General features: G+C 61.5%; 18 protein-coding genes and 1 pseudogene. 8 read left to right on the forward strand and 11 right to left on the reverse strand.

The genetic code is table 11. The annotated features are described in order from the left end of the window. Positions 1–91 precede the first annotated feature (91 nt). From LOY69_RS01800 to gpmI, 4 genes are all read right to left on the reverse strand, one after another. Complete coding sequence (locus tag LOY69_RS01800) at positions 92–1,402, reverse strand: S41 family peptidase (RefSeq protein ID WP_110595366.1); 1,311 nt, start codon at positions 1,400–1,402, stop codon at positions 92–94. Positions 1,403–1,433: 31 nt separating this feature from the next. Beyond that, complete coding sequence (locus tag LOY69_RS01805; RefSeq protein ID WP_265074066.1) at positions 1,434–2,720, reverse strand: murein hydrolase activator EnvC family protein; 1,287 nt, start codon at positions 2,718–2,720, stop codon at positions 1,434–1,436. Between the two features lie 220 nt (positions 2,721–2,940). Next, positions 2,941–3,861 carry a DUF1460 domain-containing protein gene (locus LOY69_RS01810; RefSeq protein WP_404941948.1) on the reverse strand — a complete coding sequence of 307 codons (921 nt, stop codon included), beginning with the start codon at positions 3,859–3,861 and terminating at the stop codon, positions 2,941–2,943. Positions 3,862–4,046: 185 nt separating this feature from the next. After that, positions 4,047–5,582 carry a 2,3-bisphosphoglycerate-independent phosphoglycerate mutase gene (gene gpmI, locus LOY69_RS01815; protein WP_102882127.1) on the reverse strand — a complete coding sequence of 512 codons (1,536 nt, stop codon included), beginning with the start codon at positions 5,580–5,582 and terminating at the stop codon, positions 4,047–4,049. 165 nt (positions 5,583–5,747) lie between these two features. Between gpmI and LOY69_RS01820 the strand changes: the two genes are divergently transcribed. From LOY69_RS01820 to secB, 3 genes are read left to right on the forward strand one after another with little or no spacing between them, the layout of a single operon-like run. Continuing rightward, entirely contained in the window at positions 5,748–6,161 is a 414-nt protein-coding gene (locus LOY69_RS01820) for a rhodanese-like domain-containing protein (RefSeq protein WP_102862740.1), read from the forward strand. After that, the gene (gene grxC / locus LOY69_RS01825) at positions 6,161–6,415 is read left to right on the forward strand and encodes a glutaredoxin 3 (protein ID WP_102882126.1); all 255 of its coding nucleotides are present in this window, start codon (positions 6,161–6,163) and stop codon (positions 6,413–6,415) included. The genes LOY69_RS01820 and grxC overlap by 1 nt, the downstream gene beginning before the upstream one ends. 42 nt (positions 6,416–6,457) lie before the next feature. Continuing rightward, complete coding sequence (secB, locus tag LOY69_RS01830) at positions 6,458–6,940, forward strand: protein-export chaperone SecB (RefSeq protein ID WP_016963308.1); 483 nt, start codon at positions 6,458–6,460, stop codon at positions 6,938–6,940. A gap of 184 nt (positions 6,941–7,124) precedes the next feature. Here secB and trmL read toward each other — a convergent pair whose 3' ends face one another. Further along, positions 7,125–7,580, reverse strand: a complete 456-nt coding sequence (trmL, locus tag LOY69_RS01835) for a tRNA (uridine(34)/cytosine(34)/5-carboxymethylaminomethyluridine(34)-2'-O)-methyltransferase TrmL (protein ID WP_016963309.1) — start codon at positions 7,578–7,580, stop codon at positions 7,125–7,127. Between trmL and LOY69_RS01840 the strand changes: the two genes are divergently transcribed. Next, positions 7,579–8,019, forward strand: coding sequence for a hypothetical protein (locus tag LOY69_RS01840; protein ID WP_102882124.1), 441 nt, complete (start codon positions 7,579–7,581; stop codon positions 8,017–8,019). The genes trmL and LOY69_RS01840 overlap by 2 nt on opposite strands. Positions 8,020–8,633: 614 nt before the next feature. Here LOY69_RS01840 and ntrC read toward each other — a convergent pair. Together ntrC and glnL are read right to left on the reverse strand one after the other, a co-directional pair. Further along, entirely contained in the window at positions 8,634–10,070 is a 1,437-nt protein-coding gene (gene ntrC / locus LOY69_RS01845; protein WP_016963311.1) for a nitrogen regulation protein NR(I), read from the reverse strand. Further along, positions 10,060–11,151, reverse strand: a complete 1,092-nt coding sequence (glnL, locus tag LOY69_RS01850) for a nitrogen regulation protein NR(II) (RefSeq protein WP_102862743.1) — start codon at positions 11,149–11,151, stop codon at positions 10,060–10,062. Before glnL ends, ntrC begins: the two co-directional genes overlap by 11 nt. Before the next feature lie 371 nt (positions 11,152–11,522). Between glnL and LOY69_RS01855 the strand changes: the two genes are divergently transcribed. Further along, positions 11,523–12,617, forward strand: a complete 1,095-nt coding sequence (locus tag LOY69_RS01855) for a bifunctional transcriptional activator/DNA repair enzyme AdaA (RefSeq protein WP_265074068.1) — start codon at positions 11,523–11,525, stop codon at positions 12,615–12,617. A 19-nt stretch (positions 12,618–12,636) separates the two neighbouring features. Here the strand turns inward: LOY69_RS01855 and LOY69_RS01860 are convergent. The 3 genes and pseudogenes from LOY69_RS01860 to glnA form a co-directional block, all read right to left on the reverse strand. Next, positions 12,637–12,942: pseudogene (locus LOY69_RS01860) on the reverse strand (DUF4124 domain-containing protein); the annotation flags it as partial. 120 nt (positions 12,943–13,062) lie between these two features. Further along, the gene (locus tag LOY69_RS01865; RefSeq protein ID WP_265074069.1) at positions 13,063–13,617 is read right to left on the reverse strand and encodes a chorismate mutase; all 555 of its coding nucleotides are present in this window, start codon (positions 13,615–13,617) and stop codon (positions 13,063–13,065) included. A 136-nt stretch (positions 13,618–13,753) separates the two neighbouring features. Beyond that, the gene (gene glnA / locus LOY69_RS01870) at positions 13,754–15,160 is read right to left on the reverse strand and encodes a glutamate--ammonia ligase (protein WP_016965623.1); all 1,407 of its coding nucleotides are present in this window, start codon (positions 15,158–15,160) and stop codon (positions 13,754–13,756) included. Positions 15,161–15,491: 331 nt separating this feature from the next. On the opposite strand from glnA, the gene thiI reads away from it, so the two are divergent. Together thiI and typA are read left to right on the forward strand one after the other, a co-directional pair. Next, positions 15,492–16,946 carry a tRNA uracil 4-sulfurtransferase ThiI gene (gene thiI, locus LOY69_RS01875; RefSeq protein WP_102862749.1) on the forward strand — a complete coding sequence of 485 codons (1,455 nt, stop codon included), beginning with the start codon at positions 15,492–15,494 and terminating at the stop codon, positions 16,944–16,946. Positions 16,947–17,085: 139 nt separating this feature from the next. Continuing rightward, positions 17,086–18,906, forward strand: a complete 1,821-nt coding sequence (gene typA / locus LOY69_RS01880; RefSeq protein ID WP_025130242.1) for a translational GTPase TypA — start codon at positions 17,086–17,088, stop codon at positions 18,904–18,906. Between the two features lie 276 nt (positions 18,907–19,182). On the opposite strand, the gene LOY69_RS01885 is transcribed toward typA, so the two are convergent. Then, a complete protein-coding gene (locus LOY69_RS01885) occupies positions 19,183–19,626 on the reverse strand; it encodes a YkgJ family cysteine cluster protein (RefSeq protein WP_170002055.1) in 444 nt (147 codons plus the stop codon). 265 nt (positions 19,627–19,891) lie between these two features. Between LOY69_RS01885 and LOY69_RS01890 the strand changes: the two genes are divergently transcribed. Then, a complete protein-coding gene (locus tag LOY69_RS01890; protein ID WP_102882117.1) occupies positions 19,892–22,342 on the forward strand; it encodes a glycogen/starch/alpha-glucan phosphorylase in 2,451 nt (816 codons plus the stop codon). Positions 22,343–22,492 lie beyond the last annotated feature (150 nt).

Here is a 22,492-nt window from a genome sequence, read left to right on the forward strand (position 1 = left end):
GAAATGGGCGCCCTGGCAGGCGCTTCGCTGGCAAGCCAGCTCCTACGCAAACCGGCTCCTGTAGGAGCCGGTTTACCGGCGAAGGGTTCAATCACTTGCCGCGAGTGATGCTCAGCCCTTTGAGCAGGCTCAGGGCCTGGGCCAGCTGGTAGTCGTCATCCTGCGGCATCGGCTTGGCCTTGCTCGACGAGCCGCTCGGCTTGTCGGCACCACCGTTGCCGTTGCCCAGGTGGCCCTGCAGGTCAGCTTCCTTGAAGTACTCGCCGTCCTGGGCCTCGCTGGTGATCTTGGCGCGGCGCACTTCGATGTCCGGAACGATGCCCTGGGCCTGGATCGAGCGGCCGTTGGGGGTGAAGTACAGGGCGGTGGTGATCTTCAGCGCGCGGTCGTTGTTCAGCGGCAGCACGGTCTGCACCGAGCCTTTACCGAAGCTGGTGGTGCCCATCAGCACCGCGCGTTTCTGGTCCTGCAGGGCGCCGGCGACGATTTCCGATGCCGAGGCGCTACCGCCGTTGATCAGCACCACCATCGGCACGGCTTCGCTTTCGTCCTTGCCGGTGGCGGAGAAGCGCAGCTCGGAGTTGGCGATGCGGCCTTTGGTGTAGACGATCAGGCCCTTGGTGATGAAGTGGTCGACCACTTCCACCGCAGCCTGCAGCACGCCGCCCGGGTTGTTGCGCAGGTCGAGGATGATGCCGTTGAGCTTCTTGCCGTTGTCCTTGCGCAGCTTGGCCAGGGCCTTGGAGACTTCCTCGCCGGTCTTGACCTGGAACTGGGTGATGCGGATGTAGCCGTAGCCCGACTCCAGCAGCTGGCTCTTCACGCTCTTCACCTGGATGGTGGCGCGGGCCAGGGTCACGTCGAACGGCGTGCCGCCGTCGCGCACCAGGGTCAGGGTGATTTTCTGGCCGATCTTGCCGCGCATCTTGTCCACGGCTTCGGTCATGGTCTGGCCACGGGTCGGCTGGCCGTTGATCTTGACGATCAGGTCGCCGGCCTGGATGCCGGCCTTGGACGCTGGAGTGTCGTCGATGGGCGAGACCACTTTGATAAAGCCGTCTTCGGCGCCGACTTCGATGCCCAGGCCGCCGAACTCGCCGCTGGTGCTTTCCTGCAGTTCGGCGAAGTCTTCCGGCCCCAGGTAGGCCGAGTGCGGGTCGAGGTTGCTGAGCATGCCCTTGATGGCATTCTCCAGCAGGGTCTTGTCATCCACGGGTTCGACATAGGCCGCCTTGATCCGGTCCATGACCTCGGCAAAGGTGCGCAGTTCTTCCAGCGGCAAAGGTGCCTTGGTGGTCGCGGCGGTCGCCGATTGAGCGGTTTCGGCGGCAAACGCCAGAGGCGCTCCGATCACCAGGGCGATCGTCAGGGCCAGCGAGGTAAGGCGGGACAAATGCAGCATGTCGAACGAACTCCTAATTTAGATGCAGCGCTTATCCTTGCGCGTGGCACCACTGTGCCGGGTCGCTGGGGCGGCCCTGCTGACGAATTGCAAAGTACAGCGCAGGAGTGTCCTGTCCGCCACTATTGCCCACTGTGGAGATGGACTCTCCGGCCTTGACCACATCACCGGCTTCTTTGAGCAGTGTCTGGTTATGTCCGTAGAGACTCAGGTAACCGTTGCCATGATCGAGGATCACCAGCAGCCCGGCGCCGCGCAGCCAGTCGGCGAACACTACCCGGCCACCGTGTACGGCGTGCACCTGGCTGCCGGCGGCGGCGCTGATCATCACCCCGTCCCACTTGGAACGGGAGTCGTCGCCACGGGTTTCACCAAAGCGTGCCAGCAGTCGACCATCAATTGGCCATGGAAGTTTTCCCCGGGCTGCAGCAAATGCACCGCCGAAGGAAGGGCCGGCGCTGGAAACCAAGGCGCCCGGGCTTGATCTGACGGGCTTGCGCGGGGCATCGCTGGCGTCGGCCTGGGCCTCACGTAAACGCTTTTTTTCGGCTTCCTGCTGGGCGATCAGCGCTTTCTGACGCGCCTCTTCTGCCTCGCGAGCCTGGCGAGCCAGGGTTTCTTCAATGGTTTTCAGGACTTTGGCCAGGTCGGCCTGGTCCTGTTCGCGGGCCTTGAGCTTGTCGTCCCGGGCCTTCACGTCGTTGTTCAGCTTGGCCAGGGCCAGCTGGCGCTCCTTGCGCACTTTGTCGAGTTCTTCACGCTGGCTGTCGAGGCTGCTCTTCTGCACCAGCAACTGGGCCTGTTGCAGGGAAATGTCCTTTTCCACATTGGCCAGCTGACGCAGGGTCTCGTTGAAATTCTTCAACTGCTCCAGGCGCGCCTGGCTCAGGTAGTCGTAATAGGTCAGGGTGCGGGCGAATTTTTCCGGATTCTGCTGGTTGAGCAGCAGCTTGAGGTATTCCTGGCGCCCGTTCTGGTAGGCCGCGCGGGCCTGGATGGCGATCAGTCGTTGCTGTTCAGTGCGCGCGCTCTGGAGTTTTTTTTTCTCCTCATCGAGTCGCTGCAGCTCGGATTCGCTTTTCTTCAGCTCTTTCTGCAGGGCTTCGACCTGCTTCTCCAGCTTGCCCATCTCGGTCTCGGTGCCGCGCAGTTCTTTCTGCACACCGGATTTTTCTTCCTGCAGCTTGCCCAGCAGCTTTTTCAGCTCGGCAATGTCCTGACGCGTGGCGTCCAACTGTTGTTGGGTTTGCGCGCGCTCATCGGCAAAAGCCGGTTGGAGCAGGCAGATCAGAGCAAGGGCAATCAGGGCGCGAAGCATAGAGGCGGGCGACACCAGGGAAAGGGACGGTCTAGTATGCCCGCCCATCGCGGCAAAAAAAACGCCTCAAAGCCAACTGCTTTGCGGCGTTCGTCATAAAAAGCCGTTTCCGGGCGGTTATTGGGCCATTTGCTATCAGGGTGCAGGTGGTTATTGCCGCAAACCCCGATCAAGCAGGGCCCGTTCGCTGGCGTGGCTGGCGGTTGATCGCCGTTGGCAATCAGCCGTGGGTGAGCGCCTGGCTGGGTTGCCGTGCTGATTGCGCGTCGATTTCCGGCGCCGATTGCGGTGTGAAAGCCTGGCCGTCTTGTCGGGTTCGCAACACCACGATGCCCGGGATGTTCTGCACGTATTCCATGAAGGGTGAATCCATGACCTCGCGTTGCATCTTCTTGGACGATGCATTGCGCAGCACGGGGCCGTTGGCGGTGTTGATGAAGAGCCCGGTATGGGTGACGTCCAGGCCCGCAAGATGGGTGTAGATGCCGATGTAGTCGCCAGTCTGCAGGCGGCTGAGCAACTGCTCGTCAATCGACGTGCTGGGTATGTAGGTAATGTCGCGGTCGACCAGGGGCAGGCCTGGCAGGTACAGGTCCCCGTTGGCCTTTTGGTTGAGGTGTTTGGTCACGGTCACCGCATCTGCGCTCAACTGCGCAGTCAGGTCTTCGGTCAGCGGTTGCCCGGCATGCGCCCAGTCCGTGAAGAAGTGCCGGCGGTCTGCATAGTGCACGCCGTCGCCGGTATAGCGGGTCTGGATGAGGTTCTTGATGAAGCTGTCCTGGTCGGTGGATTTTCGCAGGGCCTCGACGTAATCCAGGTAGGTGAAGCAATCCAGGCCCCTGAAGTCGACGACCAGCTTCTCTGCCAGGGTCGCCGAGCCCTGCAACATGTTCGCTGCGTAAGGCGTGTGCATGAACGCCCGTGAAATCTGCTCGCTCAGCTGGCCCGTGCTTTGCGCCCCGGCCTGTTGGCGAACCTTGAGCAGGGCGTTCAGTTTCTCGGCGGTGTAGCTGTCCATTTCTACCGAGGGGCGCTGATCTTCGAACGCAGCCACTTCAGCTGTGTGTTTGTGTTCAACAGGAGCGGGGCTGGCGCAACCTGCGAGAACGGAGGCTAAAAAAAATACAGCGGTCTTGTTCATTCGGTTTCTCCAGATGCTGCACAATCGTAACTGATAATTATTACTATTTGTGCGGCGGTGCTGCGGGTGGTGCTGCCTGGGTGCGCTCATCAGCTGGAGAGGCTGCGAGGCAAAGGCTGCTGCTGATACGCAAACGCCCGATACGGCGTATCGGGCGTTTGTGCAGGAAACAGCCAGCTTCAGTTTCAGGCGTCCAGCAGTATCGACTTGCCGGTCATCTCTTCAGGCTGCGCCAGGCCCAGCAGTTTGAGCATGGTGGGCGCCACGTCCGCCAGGACCCCGCCTTCACGGACTTTCAGCGCACGCTTGCCCACATAGATGAAAGGCACCGGCTCGGTGGTGTGAGCGGTGTGGGCCTGGCCGGTGGACTCGTCGGACATTTGCTCGACGTTGCCGTGGTCGGCGGTGATCAAGGCTTCGCCGCCGACCTTTTCCAGGGCATCGACGATGCGCCCGACACACAGGTCCAGGCATTCCACGGCTTTCACCGCAGCTGCGAACACACCGCTGTGGCCGACCATGTCGCCGTTGGCGTAGTTGACGATGATCACGTCGTAGCGCTGGTGCTCGATGGCATCGACGATCTTGTCGGTGACTTCAGGAGCGCTCATCTCTGGCTGCAGGTCGTAGGTGGCGACTTTCGGCGACGGAATCAGGATGCGTTCTTCACCCGGGAAAGGTTCTTCACGGCCGCCGGAAAAGAAGAAGGTCACATGGGCGTATTTTTCGGTTTCGGCGATGCGCAGTTGGGTCTTGCCGTTTTTCGCCAGATAGTCGCCCAGTACGTTTTCCAGGCTGCCTGGAGCGAAGGCCGCCGGCGCGGGGATGCTGGCGGCATACTGGGTGAGCATGACGAAGCCGGCCAGTTTTGGCTGGCGTGCGCGTGCGAAGTCCTTGAAGTCGTCCTCGACGAAGACCCGGGTCAGCTCGCGGGCGCGGTCGGCGCGGAAGTTCATGAACACCACGGCATCGCCGTCTTCGACCTTGACCGGCTCGCCGATGGTGGTGGCCTTGACGAATTCGTCGCTCTCTTCACGGGCATAGGCGGCTTGCAGGCCTTGCTGGGCGGTGGCGGCGTTGAACTGGCCCTGGCCGTCGACGATCAGGTTGTAGGCCTGGGCCACACGGTCCCAGCGATTGTCGCGGTCCATGGCGAAGTAACGGCCGATCAGGCTGGCGATGCGGCCCTTGCCCAGGGTCTTGAAGGTCTCGTCCAGCAGTTCGATGGACGACTGAGCGCTTTTTGGCGGCGTGTCGCGACCATCGAGGAAGGCGTGCAGGTAGATCTTTTCGGCGCCGCGCTTGAAGGCCAGTTCGGCCATGGCGATCAGGTGGTCCTGGTGGCTGTGCACGCCGCCGTCCGACAGCAGGCCGAGGATGTGTACGGCCTTGTCGGCGGCCACGGCCTTGTCCACGGCCGCGCAAATGGTCGGATTCTCGAAGAACTCACCGTCACGGATGGCCTTGGTCACCCGGGTGAAGTCCTGATACACCACGCGACCTGCGCCCAGGTTCATGTGGCCGACTTCGGAGTTGCCCATCTGTCCGTCCGGCAGGCCGACGTCCATGCCCGAACCGGAGATCAGGCCGTTGGGCATGCTGGCGCACAAGCGGTCCAGGACTGGCTTCTTGGCCGCATAGACGGCATTGGATTCGTGGCTCTCGCTGTGACCGAAGCCATCCAGAATCATCAGGACCAAAGGTTTAGGCGTGGTAGTCATGGCGTCCACTCGTGGCTGGATAGGGAAGTGTTGAAAAAGGAGGTGTGGAAAAACGGAGTGGCAGTTTAAAGCGAAGTTCCAATGGCGTCACCGCCGGGCGGGGTTTGGCCGACCTTGAGGGCTGTGTATACTGGCCGACATTTTAACGCCCTGGAACCTCCTTAGATGGTTGCTCACCTGATTCAATTCGCCACTGAACACTACTTGCTCGTCGGCGCCTTCGCCATCCTGCTGGCTCTGTTGATCGCTCATGAATTGAGCCGCGGTGGCCGCAGCCTCAGCACCCGTGAACTGACTGCGCTGGTCAACAGCGAGCAGGGCGTAGTGATCGATATCCGTCCGTCCAAGGACTTCGCCGCCGGCCACATCGTCGGCGCGCTGAACATTCCCCAGGACAAGCTGGCCGCCCGCGTCGGCGAGCTGGAGAAGCACAAGGCCAAGACCATCATCCTGGTGGACGCCCAAGGCCAGCACGCCGGCACCCACGCCCGTGAGCTGCTGAAGTCCGGTTTCACCGCGGCCAAACTGTCTGGCGGTGTGTCCAGCTGGAAAGCCGACAACCTGCCATTGGTGAAGTAATGCCCAAGGTCATCGTCTACTCCAGTGATTACTGCCCTTATTGCTCGCGGGCCAAGCATCTGCTCGGGAGCAAAGGCGTAGCCTTCGAAGAGATCAAGGTCGATGGCAAGCCGCAGGTGCGCGCCGATATGGCTCAGAAGGCCGGACGCACGTCCGTACCGCAGATCTGGATCGGTGCCACCCATGTAGGTGGTTGTGATGATTTGTTTGCCCTGGAGCGCGCCGGCAAGCTCGACGCGCTGCTGGCGGCCTGAAATTCCTAACCCTATAGACCCCAAGATCAAGAAGGATCTGAGATGACTGACCAACAGAACACTGCTGCTGCCGAAGACGAAAGCGCACCGCAATTCTCCCTGCAGCGCATCTATGTGCGTGACCTGTCCTTCGAAGCGCCGAAAAGCCCGGCCATCTTCCGTCAGCAGTGGGAGCCAAGCGTCGGCCTGGACCTGAACACCCGCCAGAAAGCCCTGGAAGCCGACTTCCACGAAGTGGTGCTGACCCTGTCCGTGACCGTGAAGAACGGCGACGAAGTGGCCTTCATCGCTGAAGTGCAACAAGCCGGCATCTTCCTGATCAAGAACCTGGACGAGGCTTCCATGAGCCACACCCTGGGTGCCTTCTGCCCGAACATCCTGTTCCCTTACGCTCGCGAAGCGCTGGACAGCCTGGTGACCCGTGGTTCATTCCCGGCGCTGATGCTGGCTCCGGTGAACTTCGACGCGCTGTACGCCCAGGAACTGCAACGCCTGCAGTCCGCCGGCGAAAACACCGTTCAGTAAGTACGGGTTGCGGTACGAAAAAAGCGCCTGTAACGGCGCTTTTTTCATGCTCGGGCGTCAGCTGTCCCAACCCTGTAGCCGCTGCCGCAGGCTGCGATCGACCACTAAGTGGGCGCCGTGATCGCGCATGCAAGAAGGCCCCTCGGGCCTTGTCGCAGTCTGCGGCAGCGGCTACAGAGAAGGGTTACTTGAAGCCCAGTTGCCGCCAGCCTTCATAGACGGCCACGGCCACGGTGTTGGACAGGTTCAGGCTGCGGCAGCCTTCGCGCATGGGCAGGCGCAGGCGTTGTTCGCCGGGCAGGGCGTCCAGTACGTCCGCCGGCAGGCCACGGCTTTCCGGGCCGAACAGGAAGGCGTCGCCTTCCTTGAAGCTGGCGTCATGGAAGGGCCGCGAGCCCTTGGTGGTGAAGGCGAACAGGCGCGGATGGCCGAGGCTTTCCAGGCAACTGGCGAGGTCGGCATGGCGTTGCAAGGTGGCGTATTCGTGATAGTCGAGGCCGGCGCGGCGCAGGCGCTTGTCGTCCATTTCGAAACCCAGCGGCTCGATCAAATGCAGGTGGCAGCCGCTGTTGGCGCATAGCCTGATAACGTTGCCGGTATTCGGCGGTATTTCTGGTTGAAAGAGGATGACGTGAAACATGCACGGCTCCGAAGAGAAAGACAGGCTGCATTCTACGCCTGAAGAAGACCCGCGACCGAAGCTAATGCCGAAGGTATTCGGCTCCCTGGCGATTGTCGGGGTGATGGTGGGGCTGATGATTGGCCGCCTGACCCAGCCCGATCCTGTGGAGTTGCAGCAGGTCGAGGTGGCCGCTGATGGCCTGGTGCTGTGGTTCAACCATGAGCCCAAGGTTCACGGCGAACATATCGACGGCGCCGTGGCGTTGCTGTTCGACGCCCAGGGGCGCGTGCAGAACGGTCAGCTACAGGTCAATCAGAAGAATGTGAACTGGCGGGTGCGCCTGGCGGACCGGGGCTTGCTGCTGAATCTGGTGGCCGCCCGTCCGCTGCGGGGCGATTGGGCGGGTAGCGAGGTGGAGGGGCGCTGGCGCCTGGCGATCCACCTGCGGGAGGAATAAAAGAGGGAAACCCCGGCCTGCCTGTACCAAGGCCCCCAAAAGCGGGAGGGGCTGATCGCCTTGGGGGCGATGAGTCCCGGTGTAAAGAAGGGGATTCCCGGCCTGCCTGTACCAGGGTCCCCGAAAGGGTTGTGGGCGCGTCGCTCAAAGCGTGATGAGCCCGGTGTTAAAGAGGGAAGCCCCAGCCTGCCTGTACCGAGGTTCCCGAAACCTTGGGCTCGTCGCGATGCGCGTGATGAGCCCGGTGCTAAAGAGGGAATTCCCGGCCTGCCTGTACCGAGGTTCCCGAAAACGTGGCCCGTCGCTGTGAGCGTGATGGGCCGGGTATTAAAGAGGGGAATCCCCGGCCTGCCTGTACCAAGGTCCCCTAAACTGGGTAGTGATGGGGTTATTGCAGGGGGCGTGCCAACTCTGGCTAGTGCTGCATGAATTGCCTGGACAAAAAGCCAAAAGCCCCGGAATCCGGGGCTTTTGCGTTTTCGAAGGGATAATTTTCAGATTTGAAGGCCAGGCCTTGAATAATGGCGCTGTGCTCGATTGCGGTTCATCGCGCCTTCGAGCAGTGCATGCACCCCATCCTGGTGCACGCACATCCTCGTTGTTGGGGGGAGGGCTCAGCCTTCTTCGCTTTCGTCCTCGTCGCCACCGTCCACCTTCATCCCCAACTCCTTGATCTTGCGGGTCAGGGTGTTGCGGCCCCAGCCCAACAGCACTGCGGCGTCGCGGCGGCGGCCGGCGGTGTGCTTGAGGGCGGTTTCGATCATGATCCGTTCGAAACTCGGCACCGCGCTGTCCAAAAGGCTCGACTGGCCGCGGGCCAGGGCCTGATCGGCCCACTGGCGCAGGGCCTGTTCCCAGTTGGTTACCGGCGCCGAATCCTGGGGCAGGCTCAACAGCTCCGGCGGCAGGTCGCTGATGTGCACCTCGCGCCCCGACGCCATGACGGTGATCCAGCGGCAGGTGTTCTCCAGCTGGCGAACGTTGCCCGGCCAGGGCAGGTTCTTCAGGTATTCCTCGGTTTCGTTCTTCAGCAGCTTGGGTTCCACCGCCAGCTCCTGGGCGGCACGGCTGAGGAAGTGCTTGGCCAGGGTCGGGATGTCTTCGCGACGGTCCGACAGGCGCGGGATATGGATGCGGATCACGTTGAGGCGGTGGAACAGGTCCTCACGAAACTTGCCGGCGTGCACCAGGGTTTCCAGGTTCTGGTGGGTGGCGGCGATGATCCGTACATCGACCTTGACTGGAGTATGTCCACCGACCCGGTAGAACTCGCCATCGGCCAGAACCCGCAGCAGACGAGTCTGGGTATCGGCCGGCATGTCGCCGATTTCGTCGAGGAACAGGGTGCCGCCATCGGCTTGCTCGAAACGTCCACGGCGCAGGTTGGCAGCGCCGGTGAAGGCGCCTTTTTCATGGCCGAACAGCTCGGACTCCATCAGGTCCTTAGGGATAGCCGCCATGTTCAGGGCGATGAACGGCGAAGCCGCCCGCGGGCTGTGGCGATGCAGGGCGTGGGCCACCAGTTCCTTGCCGGTGCCCGACTCGCCGTTGATCAACACCGTGATGTTGGAGTGACTCAGGCGCCCGATGGCGCGGAACACCTCCTGCATCGCCGGCGCTTCGCCGATGATCTCCGGGGTGCGGGCCAGGGTCGGGGCCACTTCCAGGCCCTGCTGCTCCTGAGCATGCTGGTTGGCACGCTTGACCAGGGACACCGCCTCATCCACATCGAATGGCTTGGGCAGGTACTCGAAGGCCCCGCCCTGATAGGAGGCGACAGCGCTGTCCAGGTCCGAATGCGCGGTCATGATGATCACCGGCAGGCGAGGGTGCAGCTCGCGAATCCGCGCTAGCAGGTCGAGGCCGCTGGCACCGGGCATACGGATGTCGGAGATGATCACGTCTGGCTGCTGGCGTGCCAGGCGACTCATCACCCCGTCGGCGCTGTCGAAGCTCTGGGTGGTCATGCCTTCTTGTTGCAAGGCTTTCTCCAGGACCCAACGGATAGAACGGTCGTCATCGACGATCCACACGGTTTCACTACGGCTCATGTCGATGGGCTCCTTGTTCCAGAGGCAGAAAGATCGAGAAGGTGGTGTGGCCGGGATGGCTGTCACATTCGATCAGGCCCTGGTGCTGGCTGATGATGTTCTGAGTAATGGCCAGACCCAGCCCGGTGCCGTCCGGGCGGCCGCTGACCATGGGGAAGAAGAGGGTGTCCTGCAGCTCGGCAGGGATGCCCGGGCCGTTGTCGATGATCTCGATCTTGGTCACCAGGCGATGGCGCACATGGCCGATGGTGAACTGGCGCATGGTGCGGCTGCGCAGGGTGATGCGCCCCAGGCGCATTTCGTTCTGGCTGCTGATGGCTTGCATGGCGTTGCGCACGATGTTGAGCACCGCCTGGATCATCTGCTCGCGGTCGATCAAAACGTCGGGAATGCTCGGGTCGTAATCGCGTACCAGGGTGATGCAGCCCTGGCTTTCGGCTTCCACCAGGCTGCTGACCCGCTCCAGCACTTCATGGATGTTGGTCAGAGCCAGGGACGGCAGCTTGTTCGAGCCCAGCATGCGGTCCACCAGGTTTCGCAGGCGGTCGGCCTCTTCGATGATGACGTTGGTGTAGTCCTTGAGGCTTTCCTCGGGCAGCTCCCGGGCCAGCAATTGTGCGGCGCCGCGAATCCCTCCCAAGGGGTTCTTGATCTCGTGGGCCAGGCCGCGCACCAGCATCTTGCTGGTTTCCTGCTTGGACAGCTGGGCCTCTTCCTTGGTGATGCGCAGCAGCCGGTCGCGGGGGTGGACCTCCAGCAGCAGCAAGGTATCGCCATTGCTGAGGATCGGCGTTACCGCGTAGTCGACGGTCAGGGTCTGGCCGGTCAGGGCGGTGAGCATGGCTTCGCGCTTGGTGAAGGGGTGCGCCTGTTCCACCGCCTGGCGCAGGGAGCTCAGGGCCTCGGCGGATTCGGTGAACAGCTCGCTGATGAATTGCCCATGGCTGCGCTGGCCGCTGATGGCCAGGAGCATCTCCGCCGCCGGGTTCATGTACTCAAGGCGCAGGTCGGCGTTGAGCAGGATGGTGGCGGTGGTCAGGTTGTCCAGAAGCAGACGGTGCAGTGGGTCGCTGATGGTCATGGGTAAGTGGTGACCTCTTTTGAAGCAAGACAATCCGGGGCCGGTCCCGAATTGCGCGCGCGGGTAAGGCGCTGATGTGGAGAAAATGCAAAAACCAAACCAAGGCTCCGAAAAGAAGCGTCCAAGCCCTGAAACAGCCGTTTGAAGCTCGATTGCGTGGCGCTTTGCCAGCCCCGGCGGGTATTTTCGAACCAAAATGGGCTGTAAATGGTCTCCGGGTGCAACTTGTTGCACCAATATAGTGCATGAATCTGCATGGTGCTTGCGCGGTGCTCGACGGTGTGGGAATCAACGCCCGTTTTTCAGCGGCCGCTGTCAGGGAGCGGGTTTAAAGTGCTCGAACCTAATGCTTCAAGGTTTAGGATGCGGCCATGGAAAACGCCCCTCTGCTGTTCCAGCTCCCCGATGACGACACCCTGTACCAGGCCCTTCTGGATCGCGACCCGGCCTATGAAGGCTTTGCCTTTGTCGGGGTGAAAAGTACCGGTGTGTTCTGTCGCCTGACCTGTGCCGCACGCAAGCCCAAGCGTGAGAACACGGTGTTTTTCAGCTCCATCAAGGGCTGCGTCGAAGCGGGATTCCGCGCCTGTCTGCGTTGTCGCCCCCTGGAGCGGGCCGGAGTGCAGGAGCCCTGGGTGCAGACCCTGCTGGATCAGTTGCAAAGCGCTCCCGAACGCCGCTGGTACGAAGACGACCTGAGCCGCCAGGGCCTGGACCCATCCACCGTGCGTCGCGCGTTCAAGCGCTACTTTGGGGTGACCTTCCTGGAAATGGCCCGCCTGCGACGCATGGGCCAAGGCATGCAGCAGCTGTCCTGCGGCGAGTCGGTGATCGAGGCGCAGATCAGCGCCGGCTTTGATTCCGACAGTGGCTTTCGCCGTGCCTTTGCCCGCCTGGCCGGCCAGCCGCCGTCGAACCTGCGGGGGCGCGAGTTGCTCAAGGTGGACTGGTTGCAGACTCCTATCGGCGTGATGCTGGCGGTGGCCGACGCCCAGGTCCTGCATCTGCTGGAGTTTTTCGATCGCCCGGCCCTGGCCAATGAGCTGCAAAACCTGCAAAAGAGCAGCGGCTCCAGCATAGGGTTTGGACGTTTCGCCCCTATCGATCAAATCGAGGCCGAGCTGCAGCGTTATTTCGCCGGAGAAGCCGACGGTTTCCACACTCCCCTGGCGATGAACGCCTCGTCCTTTACCCGAACGGTATGGCAGGCCTTGCGCGCCATCCCTCTGGGCAGTACCTGCAGTTATGCCGAAGTAGCGAGCCGGATCGGCTCGCCGTCAGCGGTGCGTGCCGTGGCCCGGGCCAACGGCGCCAATCAGATCGCCATCGTCATCGCCTGTCACCGGGTCATTGGTAGCGATGGCGCGCTGACCGGCTACGGCGGCGGACTGTGGCGCAAGCGCTGGCTGCTGGAGCACGAGCGCCGCATGGGCACTGCGCAGGTTCACTCCGCGAGCGGGCTGTAGCGGGGCGGTTGAAGTGGGCTCAGCGGCGATGGGCCCGCAGCAGGGTGAAGGTGATCGGCGCGCTCTGCTGCAGGACCCGCTCGCCGCCTAGGACCTGCACTGCCAGGCGATGTTGGCCACGGTCGATATTCACCAGCGGCAACTCAGGACCCCGGCTCGGGGTTCCATACGCCTGATCGTCCAGCAGCAGACGCAGGCGATGCTGCGGCTGCAAGTCCGGCACCAGCGCTACCTGCACCGTGAAGCTGCCGTTGTTGGCCCGCAGCGCGCCGTGCTCTGGCACGCCCCGCAACTGCAGTTGTGCGTAAGGTTCTGCGCTGGCGGGCAGCGCCGTTATCCACAGCAGGCAAAAAGCAGCGACGCGCATCACGGTGATTCCAGCCCTTTACAGGTTCGCGGTTGAAAGGCTCAGCATAGGGCGGCGCGAGGCTGGGCGCGGGCGCGGTTAACCTTTGAACACACATAACTCCGCGGTGGCGCGGACCATTGCCAGTTGGCGCAACGGGTCGCGGCTGGCGGCCTGATTGGCCTGGGCCAGCCATTGCGGGCATTGGCGATCGCCGGCATGGGGGCTGAAGTCGGCCAGTTGCTGCAACAGGCGTTTTTGTAACTGATCAAGTTGTGGACGGATCTGTCCGGCCAGGTCCTGGCGCGGGGTGTCTGGCGCCCGGCCTTGCAGGTGCCAGCTGGACAGCCTGGCGTACTGCACCAGTTTGTTGGCTTCGATCTGGGCGGCGAAGAACTGCCCAACCCTTTCCTCGCTCAGGTGATAGGTGGCGGCCTGGGCCGTGGCGCCGGCAATTACCTGCTGTTCCCGAGGACGGTCCTCGACCGCCTTGTGGCTGTCCCATTTGCTCAGGGCTACCTGATCGGCAATGGCCAGGCGTTCGCCGATGCTGCCGAGCAACGGGGCGAGAGCGGCGGGGGCTTCGGTGGCGCAGGCGGCTGTGGTGAGCAGGCTGCAGGTGAGGGCGAGGCACAAGTTGAGGCGCGAAGTCATGGGCGGGCTCGGCAGATAAGAGAAGGGCGGCGGCCATGATGCACGCAACCACCCCGGGCGTGGCAAATGCGCGGGCATAAAAAAGGCCTCCCGAAGGAGGCCTCTTGATCACGCGGCTTGCGCCGACGCTACCGGATCAGCAGCTGTAGTACAGCTCGTATTCCAGTGGGTGTACGAAGGTACGGACCTTGATCTCTTCTTCGCTTTTCAGGGCGATGTAAGCGTCGATGAAGTCGTCGCTGAAAACGCCGCCTTTGGTCAGGAACGCACGACCTTTGTCCAGCTCTTCCAGGGCTTCCTTCAGGCTGCCGCAAACTTGTGGGATCTCTTTGGCCTCTTCAGGCGGCAGGTCGTACAGGTTTTTGTCAGCGGCGTCGCCAGGGTGGATCTTGTTCTGGATACCGTCCAGGCCGGCCATCAGCAGAGCAGCGAAGGCCAGGTATGGGTTGGCAGCCGGGTCCGGGAAACGGGCTTCGATACGGCGGGCTTTAGGGCTCGACACGTAAGGAATACGGATCGAAGCGGAACGGTTGCGTGCCGAGTAGGCCAGCATGACCGGGGCTTCGAAGCCTGGAACCAGACGCTTGTAGGAGTTGGTGGCCGGGTTGGTGAAGCCGTTCAGGGCCTTACCGTGCTTGATGATGCCGCCGATGAAGTACAGAGCGGTATCGGACAGGCCGGCATAGCCTTCGCCAGCGAAGGTGTTCTTGCCGTCTTTCCAGATCGACATGTGCACGTGCATGCCCGAGCCGTTGTCACCGTACAGTGGCTTAGGCATGAAGGTGGCGGTGCGACCGTAGGCGTCGGCCACGTTGTGCACGACGTATTTCAGGGTCTGGGTTTCGTCGGCCTTCTTCACCAGGGTGTTGAACTTGACGCCGATTTCGTTCTGGCCGGCAGTCGCCACTTCGTGGTGATGAACTTCAACGGTCAGGCCCATTTCTTCCAGTGCGTTGCACATGGAGGTACGGATTTCGTGGTCGTGGTCGAACGGTGGAACCGGGAAGTAGCCGCCTTTGACGCCTGGACGGTGGCCCTTGTTGCCGCCTTCGATGTCCTGGTCGGACATCCAGGAACCTTGTTCGGAGTAGATCTTGAACATGGAACCGGAGATGTCGGACTTGAATTTCACTTGGTCGAAGATGAAGAACTCTGGCTCTGGACCGGCGAATACGGTGTCGCCGATGCCGGTGGCTTTCAGGTGCTCTTCGGCGCGCTTGGCAATGGCGCGTGGGTCGCGGTCGTAACCTTGCATGCTCGAAGGTTCGATGATGTCGCAGACCAGGATCAGGGTCGGTTCTTCTGTGAACGGGTCCAGCACGGCGGTTTCGTCGTCCGGCATCAGGATCATGTCGGAGGCTTCGATGCCTTTCCAGCCAGCGATGGAGGAACCGTCGAACATCTTGCCGGATTCGAAGAAGTCTTCATCCAGCGCATCACGGGCCGGCATGGTCACGTGATGTTGAGTGCCCTTGGTGTCAGTGAAGCGCAGATCAATCCATTTGACGTCATGATCTTTGATGAGTTGAACCGACTTCGACATAGTGTCCTCCGGGTGGCTTCGGGCTTGGTGTTGGAGTGCCCTTAGAATGTGGGTGATGCCGGCGCGAATACTCTGCCATGGCAACCTGCCTCACAAGGGAGCAAATTGCATGCCAGTGCCCCGAGATGGGTTTTCTGCCCCAAAATCACGCTTTCTGCGGCGGATTTGGCGTAATGCCGGCATTTGGCGCACTGCAATGTAGCGTCTTCTTTGGTAAATGACCCGTTTTGGTGCGCCTAAAACCTTCTGCACATTAATTGGTTAAACCTTGAGCAATTTCCGCTATAATCCGCGCCCCCCTTTTTCGGCTGGCCCAGCGCGCGCAGTTTTCATGAAACTAATCGTTAAAGTTTTCCCGGAAATCACCATCAAGAGCCGCCCGGTACGGATGCGTTTCATCCGTCAGTTGGCCAAGAACATCCGTGCCGTGCTCCGCGATCTGGACCCGGCCGTGGTGGTCAATGGTGTGTGGGACAACCTCGAGCTGGAAACCGCCCTCAGCGAGCCCAAGGCCCTGAAGGAGCTGACCGAGCGCCTGAGTTGCATGCCCGGCATCGCGCATTTCCTACAGGTTGACGAGTACCCGCTGGGCGACTTCGACGACATCGTTGCCAAGTGCAAGCAGCACTTCGGCGAGGCCTTGCCCGGGAAGATTTTCTCGGTGCGCTGCAAGCGTGCCGGCAAGCATGAATTCAGCTCCATGGACGTGGAAAAGTACGTCGGCAGCCAGCTGCGTCGGCAGTGCGGTGCCGCCGGCATTTCCCTCAAAGAGCCGGAAATCGAAGTGCGGATGGAAATTCGCGACCAACGGTTGTTCGTGATCCACAGCCAGCACAACAGTATCGGCGGCTACCCGCTGGGCGCCCTGGAGCAGACCCTGGTGCTGATGTCCGGCGGCTTCGACTCCACGGTCGCCGCTTATCAGGTCATGCGCCGTGGCTTGATGAGCCACTTCTGCTTCTTCAATCTGGGCGGCCGTGCCCACGAACTGGGCGTGATGGAAGTCGCGCACTATATATGGAAGAAGTACGGCAGCTCCCAGCGGGTGCTGTTCGTCAGCGTGCCGTTCGAGGAAGTGCTCGGGGAAATTCTCGGCAAAGTCGACAACAGTCATATGGGCGTCATTTTGAAGCGTATGATGTTGCGTGCCGCCTCAAGCATCGCCGACCGTCTGCACATCGATGCACTGGTGACTGGCGAGGCGATTTCCCAGGTGTCCAGCCAGACGTTGCCCAACCTGTCGGTGATCGACTGCGTGACCGAGAAGCTGGTGCTGCGCCCGCTGATTGCCAGCCACAAGCAGGACATCATCGACCTGGCCGAAGAGATCGGCACCGCCGACTTCGCCAAGCACATGCCGGAGTACTGCGGGGTCATCTCGGTGAACCCCAAGACCCATGCCAAGCGCCATCGCGTCGAGCATGAAGAGAAAGAATTCGATATGGCGGTGCTCGAGCGTGCGATCGAGCGGGCCAAGCTGGTGCCGATCGATCGGGTGATCGACGAGTTGGGCCAGGATTTGCAGATTGAAGAAGTCAGTGAGGCGCTGGCCGGTCAGATCGTCATCGACATCCGTCACCCGGATGCCCAGGAAGACGACCCGCTGGAGCTTGCTGGCATCGAAGTACAAGCGCTGCCGTTCTATGCATTGAACGCCCGCTTCAAGGAACTGGACCCTACGCGCCAGTACCTGCTGTATTGCGACAAAGGCGTCATGAGTCGCCTGCATGCTCACCATCTGCTCAGTGAGGGACATGCCAATGTGCGCGTTTATAGACCGAGCTAAGTGCCCGGGGATGTTCGCCTGTGGCTTGCGTCACCGGCCCCCCGACGCCGCCGTCCAGCTGTAACGGCCAGGCCTGACTCTATTGTTAATCGCTGCCAGCATTTGTCAGCACACCGAATCCTCTGATCGAGATACACAAGTGATCGAAAATCTACGCAACATCGCCATCATTGCCCACGTTGACCATGGTAAGACCACCCTGGTAGACAAACTCCTGCGTCAATCCGGCACCCTGGAGCGCAACGAGCTCAACGACGAGCGCGTGATGGACTCCAACGACCAGGAAAAAGAACGCGGTATTACCATTCTGGCGAAAAACACCGCCATCAACTGGAACGGCTACCACATCAACATCGTGGACACCCCGGGCCACGCCGACTTCGGCGGCGAAGTTGAGCGCGTAATGTCCATGGTCGACTCCGTGCTGCTGCTGGTCGACGCTCAAGACGGCCCGATGCCGCAAACCCGTTTCGTGACCAAGAAGGCGTTCGAAGCCGGCCTGCGTCCAATCGTGGTAATCAACAAGGTTGACCGTCCGGGCGCGCGTCCTGACTGGGTTCTGGACCAGATCTTCGATCTGTTCGACAACCTGGGTGCCACCGAAGAACAGCTGGACTTCAAAGTCGTCTACGCCTCGGCCCTGAACGGCATTGCCGGTCTGGACCACACCGAAATGGCTGAAGACATGACCCCGCTGTACCAGTCGATCGTCGACAACGTGCCAGCGCCAAGCGTTGACCGTGACGGTCCGTTCCAGATGCAGGTTTCCGCTCTGGACTACAACAGCTTCCTGGGTGTGATCGGCGTTGGCCGTATCGCTCGCGGTCGCGTCAAGCCCAACACCCCGGTTGTGGCCATCGACGTCAACGGCAAGCGCCGTAACGGTCGTATCCTCAAGCTGATGGGTCACCACGGCCTGCACCGTGTAGACGTTGAAGAAGCCGCTGCTGGCGACATCGTCTGCATCAGCGGTTTCGACGAGCTGTTCATCTCCGACACCCTGTGCGATCCGACTGTTGTCGAAGCGATGAAGCCACTGAGCGTCGACGAGCCAACCGTTTCCATGACCTTCCAGGTCAACGACTCGCCATTCTGCGGTAAAGAAGGCAAGTTCGTGACCAGCCGTAACATCAAGGAACGTCTGGACAAAGAGCTGCTGTACAACGTTGCTCTGCGCGTTGAAGAAGGCGACTCGGCTGACAAGTTCAAGGTTTCCGGCCGTGGTGAGCTGCACCTGTCGGTACTGATCGAAACCATGCGTCGCGAAGGCTTCGAGATGGGCGTTGGCCGTCCTGAAGTGATCATCCGTGAAGTGGATGGCGTGAAGCAGGAACCGTTCGAAAACGTCACCATCGACATCCCTGAAGAATCCCAGGGCAAGGTCATGGAAGAGATGGGCCTGCGTAAGGGCGACCTGAGCAACATGGTTCCGGATGGCAAGGGCCGTGTACGCCTGGAATACAACATTCCAGCCCGTGGTCTGATCGGTTTCCGTAACCAGTTCCTGACCCTGACCAACGGTGCAGGCATCCTGACCTCGATCTTCGATCGCTACGCTCCGATGAAGTCCGGCCACATGTCCGGCCGTCAGAACGGCGTCCTGGTATCGGTAGAAACCGGCAAGGCCCTGACCTACTCCCTGGAAACCCTGCAGGCGCGCGGCAAGCTGTTCGTCGAGCACGGCCAGGAAATCTACAACGGTCAGATCGTTGGTCTGAACAGCCGTGACAACGACCTGGGCGTCAACCCTACCAAGGGCAAGAAGCTCGACAACATGCGTGCTTCGGGTAAAGACGAAACCATCGCCCTGGTTCCACCTGTTCGCTTCACCCTGGAACAGGCTCTGGAATTCATCCAGGACGACGAGCTGTGTGAAGTGACTCCTAAGTCCATCCGTCTTCGCAAGAAGATCCTGGACGAAGGCGAGCGTACTCGCGCTGCCAAGAAAGCCAAGAACTGAGTCTTTAGTTCCGGCTGAATGAAAACGCCCCCGGTCGCGAGACCGGGGGCGTTTTTTTATGCCTGGAGAAAACCTGTAGCCGCTACCGAGCCTGCGAGGCTGCGACCGGGCGCGCAGCGGCCGTCAACCCAGGCGGCGCGTAGTGCCTGAGCTACCGTGCTGGCCGTCTTGCGGCTGCCTTGCAGCCGTTCGCAGCCTCGCGCTGCTCGGCAGCGGCTACAGCAGCGTTAGCTGCGGTGGGAGGTGGGCAGCCTTAGCAGCCTGAAGGGCAGGGGATCAGAAACGTTCCAGGGTTCGACTGCTGGTATTGGTCGGGCGCTCCTGGGGCTTGGGCTTGTAGGCGCAGTAGCCCGGGCGCGGGCCGATCTTCGGGTGGTTGCGGCAGGTGTCCGGGCGCTTGTCATAAATGGTGCACAGGCGGCTTTTACGATCCAGATACAGGCAGTCGTTGTTGCTCATGCGCTGCAAGGTGAAGATTTCCGACTTCTGGTTGTAGCGCTCGACGATGCCTTCTTTCTGCAGGCGCTTGGCAATGTTCTTCGCCGGTTCGCCGCGCTCGAATTCGTCGACGATACCAATGCGGATCAGGTCCTTGATCTTCACTTCCACCGGCAGGGTGCAGCAGCTGGACATGCAGGAACCGCACATGGGCGCGGTGTATTTGGCCCAGGTATCGAGACGGTCGATTTCCGCGGCGGCGATCAGATTGGACTTCATCAAGGTGGTGCTTCCGGCATGTTCCAGGGCGCGCGATCATACCGGGACTGGTGGATTTTTGAACGACTTTAGGTCGGATTTTTCTTGTGTTCCTTGCGATTAGTCCCTGGCGGCACGGCATCTGCATCTTTTTCCCCGCAGGCGCGCAAGGCTCTCTCGTGAGTCGAGCCATTTGAGACAGCGCCGAACCAGAGCCTTCGCTCCGTGTCAGACCGACTAGGCTCAGACCATTCCATGCTCACTGTGTATCTCGTCAGAGGTCGTATCGATGACTCAGGAATCCCTTGTTCGTGACGCTGAGGTGGCCGCCTTTCGCGAAGCCGTCTTGACCAAACTCACCTACGCGGTTGGCAAAGACCCGGATCACGCCTTCGACCACGACTGGTTCGAGGCCATTGCCCTGGCGGCGCGGGACCATATGGTCGATCACTGGATGGATCACACGCGACAGATGTACCGCAAGGGTCAGAAGCGGGTGTATTACCTGTCCCTGGAGTTCCTGATCGGTCGCTTGCTGTTTGACAGCCTGAGCAATCTTGGCCTGCTGGACGTGGCCCGCGAGGCCCTCACCGATCTGGGGGTGGACCTGGAACGCATCCGCCTGCTGGAGCCCGATGCGGCCCTGGGCAATGGTGGCTTGGGGCGCCTGGCGGCGTGTTTCATGGAGAGCATGTCGACCCTGGGCCTGGCCGGTCACGGCTACGGTATCCGTTACGAGCACGGCCTGTTCCGCCAGGCGATTGTCGACGGTTGGCAGCAGGAACAGACCGAACACTGGCTGGATTTCGGCAACCCCTGGGAGTTCGAGCGCCCCGAGGTGATCTACTCCATCGGCTTTGGCGGCAGCGTCGACAGCGTGACCGACGAAGCGGGCAACATTCGCCAGGTCTGGCGGCCGGTGGAAACCGTCAGGGCGGTGGCCTATGACACCCCAGTGGTGGGCTGGCGTGGGGCCAGCGTCAACACCTTGCGTCTGTGGCGGGCCCGGGCCATGGAGGATTTGCACCTGGAGCGCTTCAACGCCGGTGACCACCTGGGGGCGGTGGCAGAAGTGGCCCGGGCCGAGAGCATCTCCCGGGTGCTGTACCCGGCCGACAGCACCGAGGCGGGCCAGGAACTGCGTCTGCGCCAGGAGTACTTTTTCGTCTCGGCGTCGTTGCAGGATTTGCTGCGGCGCCACAAGAACATGCACGACTCGGTGCTCAGTCTCGGCGAGCACGCGGCCATCCAGCTCAATGACACCCACCCGTCGATCGCTGTGGCCGAGCTGATGCGCCAATTGGTGGACCTGCACGGCATTGCCTGGGATGCGGCGTGGCAGGTCACCGTGCAAACCCTGTCCTACACCAACCACACCCTGTTGCCCGAGGCCCTGGAAACCTGGCCGGTGGGCCTGATGGAGCGCATGCTGCCGCGGCACATGCAGATCATCTATTTGATCAACGCCCAGCACATCGACTCGTTGCGGGCCAAGGGCATGCACGATTTCGACGTGCTGCGGGCGGTGTCGCTGATCGAGGAAGACAACGGCCGCCGGGTGCGCATGGGCAACCTGGCGTTCCTCGGCTCCCACAGCGTCAATGGCGTGTCCGGCCTGCACACCCAGCTGATGCGCAGCACGGTGTTCTCCGAGCTGCACAAGCTGTACCCGGAGCGGATCAACAACAAGACCAACGGCATCACCTTCCGCCGCTGGCTGTATCAGGCCAACCCGCAACTGACCGAAATGCTGGTGGACGTCCTGGGCCCCGAGCTGCTGGACAATCCCGAGGCGCTGCTACTGGGGCTGGAACCCTTCGCCGAGAAAGCCGCCTTTCGCAAGCAGTTCGCCGAACAGCGGCTGCACAGCAAGCGTGCTTTGGCGGCGATCATCCATGAGCGCCTGGGCATCGCGGTCAACCCGGCGGCGCTGTTTGATGTGCAGGTCAAGCGTATTCACGAGTACAAGCGCCAGTTGCTCAACCTGCTGCATACCGTGGCGCTGTACCAGGCGATCCGCGCCGAGCCGGAAACCGATTGGGTGCCCCGGGTGAAGATCTTTGCCGGCAAGGCGGCCGCCAGTTATCACCAGGCCAAGCTGATCATCAAACTGACCAACGACATCGCCCGTACGGTGAACAGCGACCCGACTGTACGTGGCTTGCTCAAAGTGGTGTTCCTGCCCAACTACAACGTCAGCCTGGCGGAAAGCATCATTCCCGCCGCCGACCTGTCGGAGCAGATCTCCACCGCCGGCTTCGAGGCTTCGGGCACCAGCAACATGAAGTTCGGCCTCAACGGCGCCCTGACCATCGGCACCCTGGATGGTGCCAACGTCGAAATGTGCGAGCAGGTGGGCGCCGAACATATGTTCATCTTCGGTCTCAGCGCCCAGCAGGTGGAGGCGCGCAAGCGCAATGGCGAATTCAGCGCGGTGCCGGATATCGCCGCCTCCCATCGGCTCAGCGATGTGCTGCAGGCGATTCGTGGCGGGGTGTTCTCCCCGGATGATCCGTCGCGTTACACCGGGCTGATCGATTCGCTGATCGACTACGACCGGTTCCTGGTCTGCGCCGATTTCGATGCCTACTGGAGTGCCCAGGCTCGGGTCGAGGAGCGTTGGCACGACGCCAAGGAATGGTGGCGTTCGGCGGTGCTCAACACGGCGCGCATGGGCTGGTTTTCCTCGGACCGGACCATCCGTGAATACGCCACGCAGATCTGGAAGGCGCTGGAGTGAGGCGTTTGGGAGAATTCTCAAACTGTGCATAAGGCCCAACGTTTGTTGGGTCGGGTCGATATACTGAGCGCCGATTTTATCTCCCGGATGGTGTCTTTCGGGCCACGCTCGGCTTCCAATCGGGGACAGACCTTCGCCGGCAAGCCGGCG

It is taken from the genome of Pseudomonas sp. B21-059 (assembly GCF_026016285.1).
GTDB lineage: Bacteria > Pseudomonadota > Gammaproteobacteria > Pseudomonadales > Pseudomonadaceae > Aquipseudomonas > Aquipseudomonas danubii.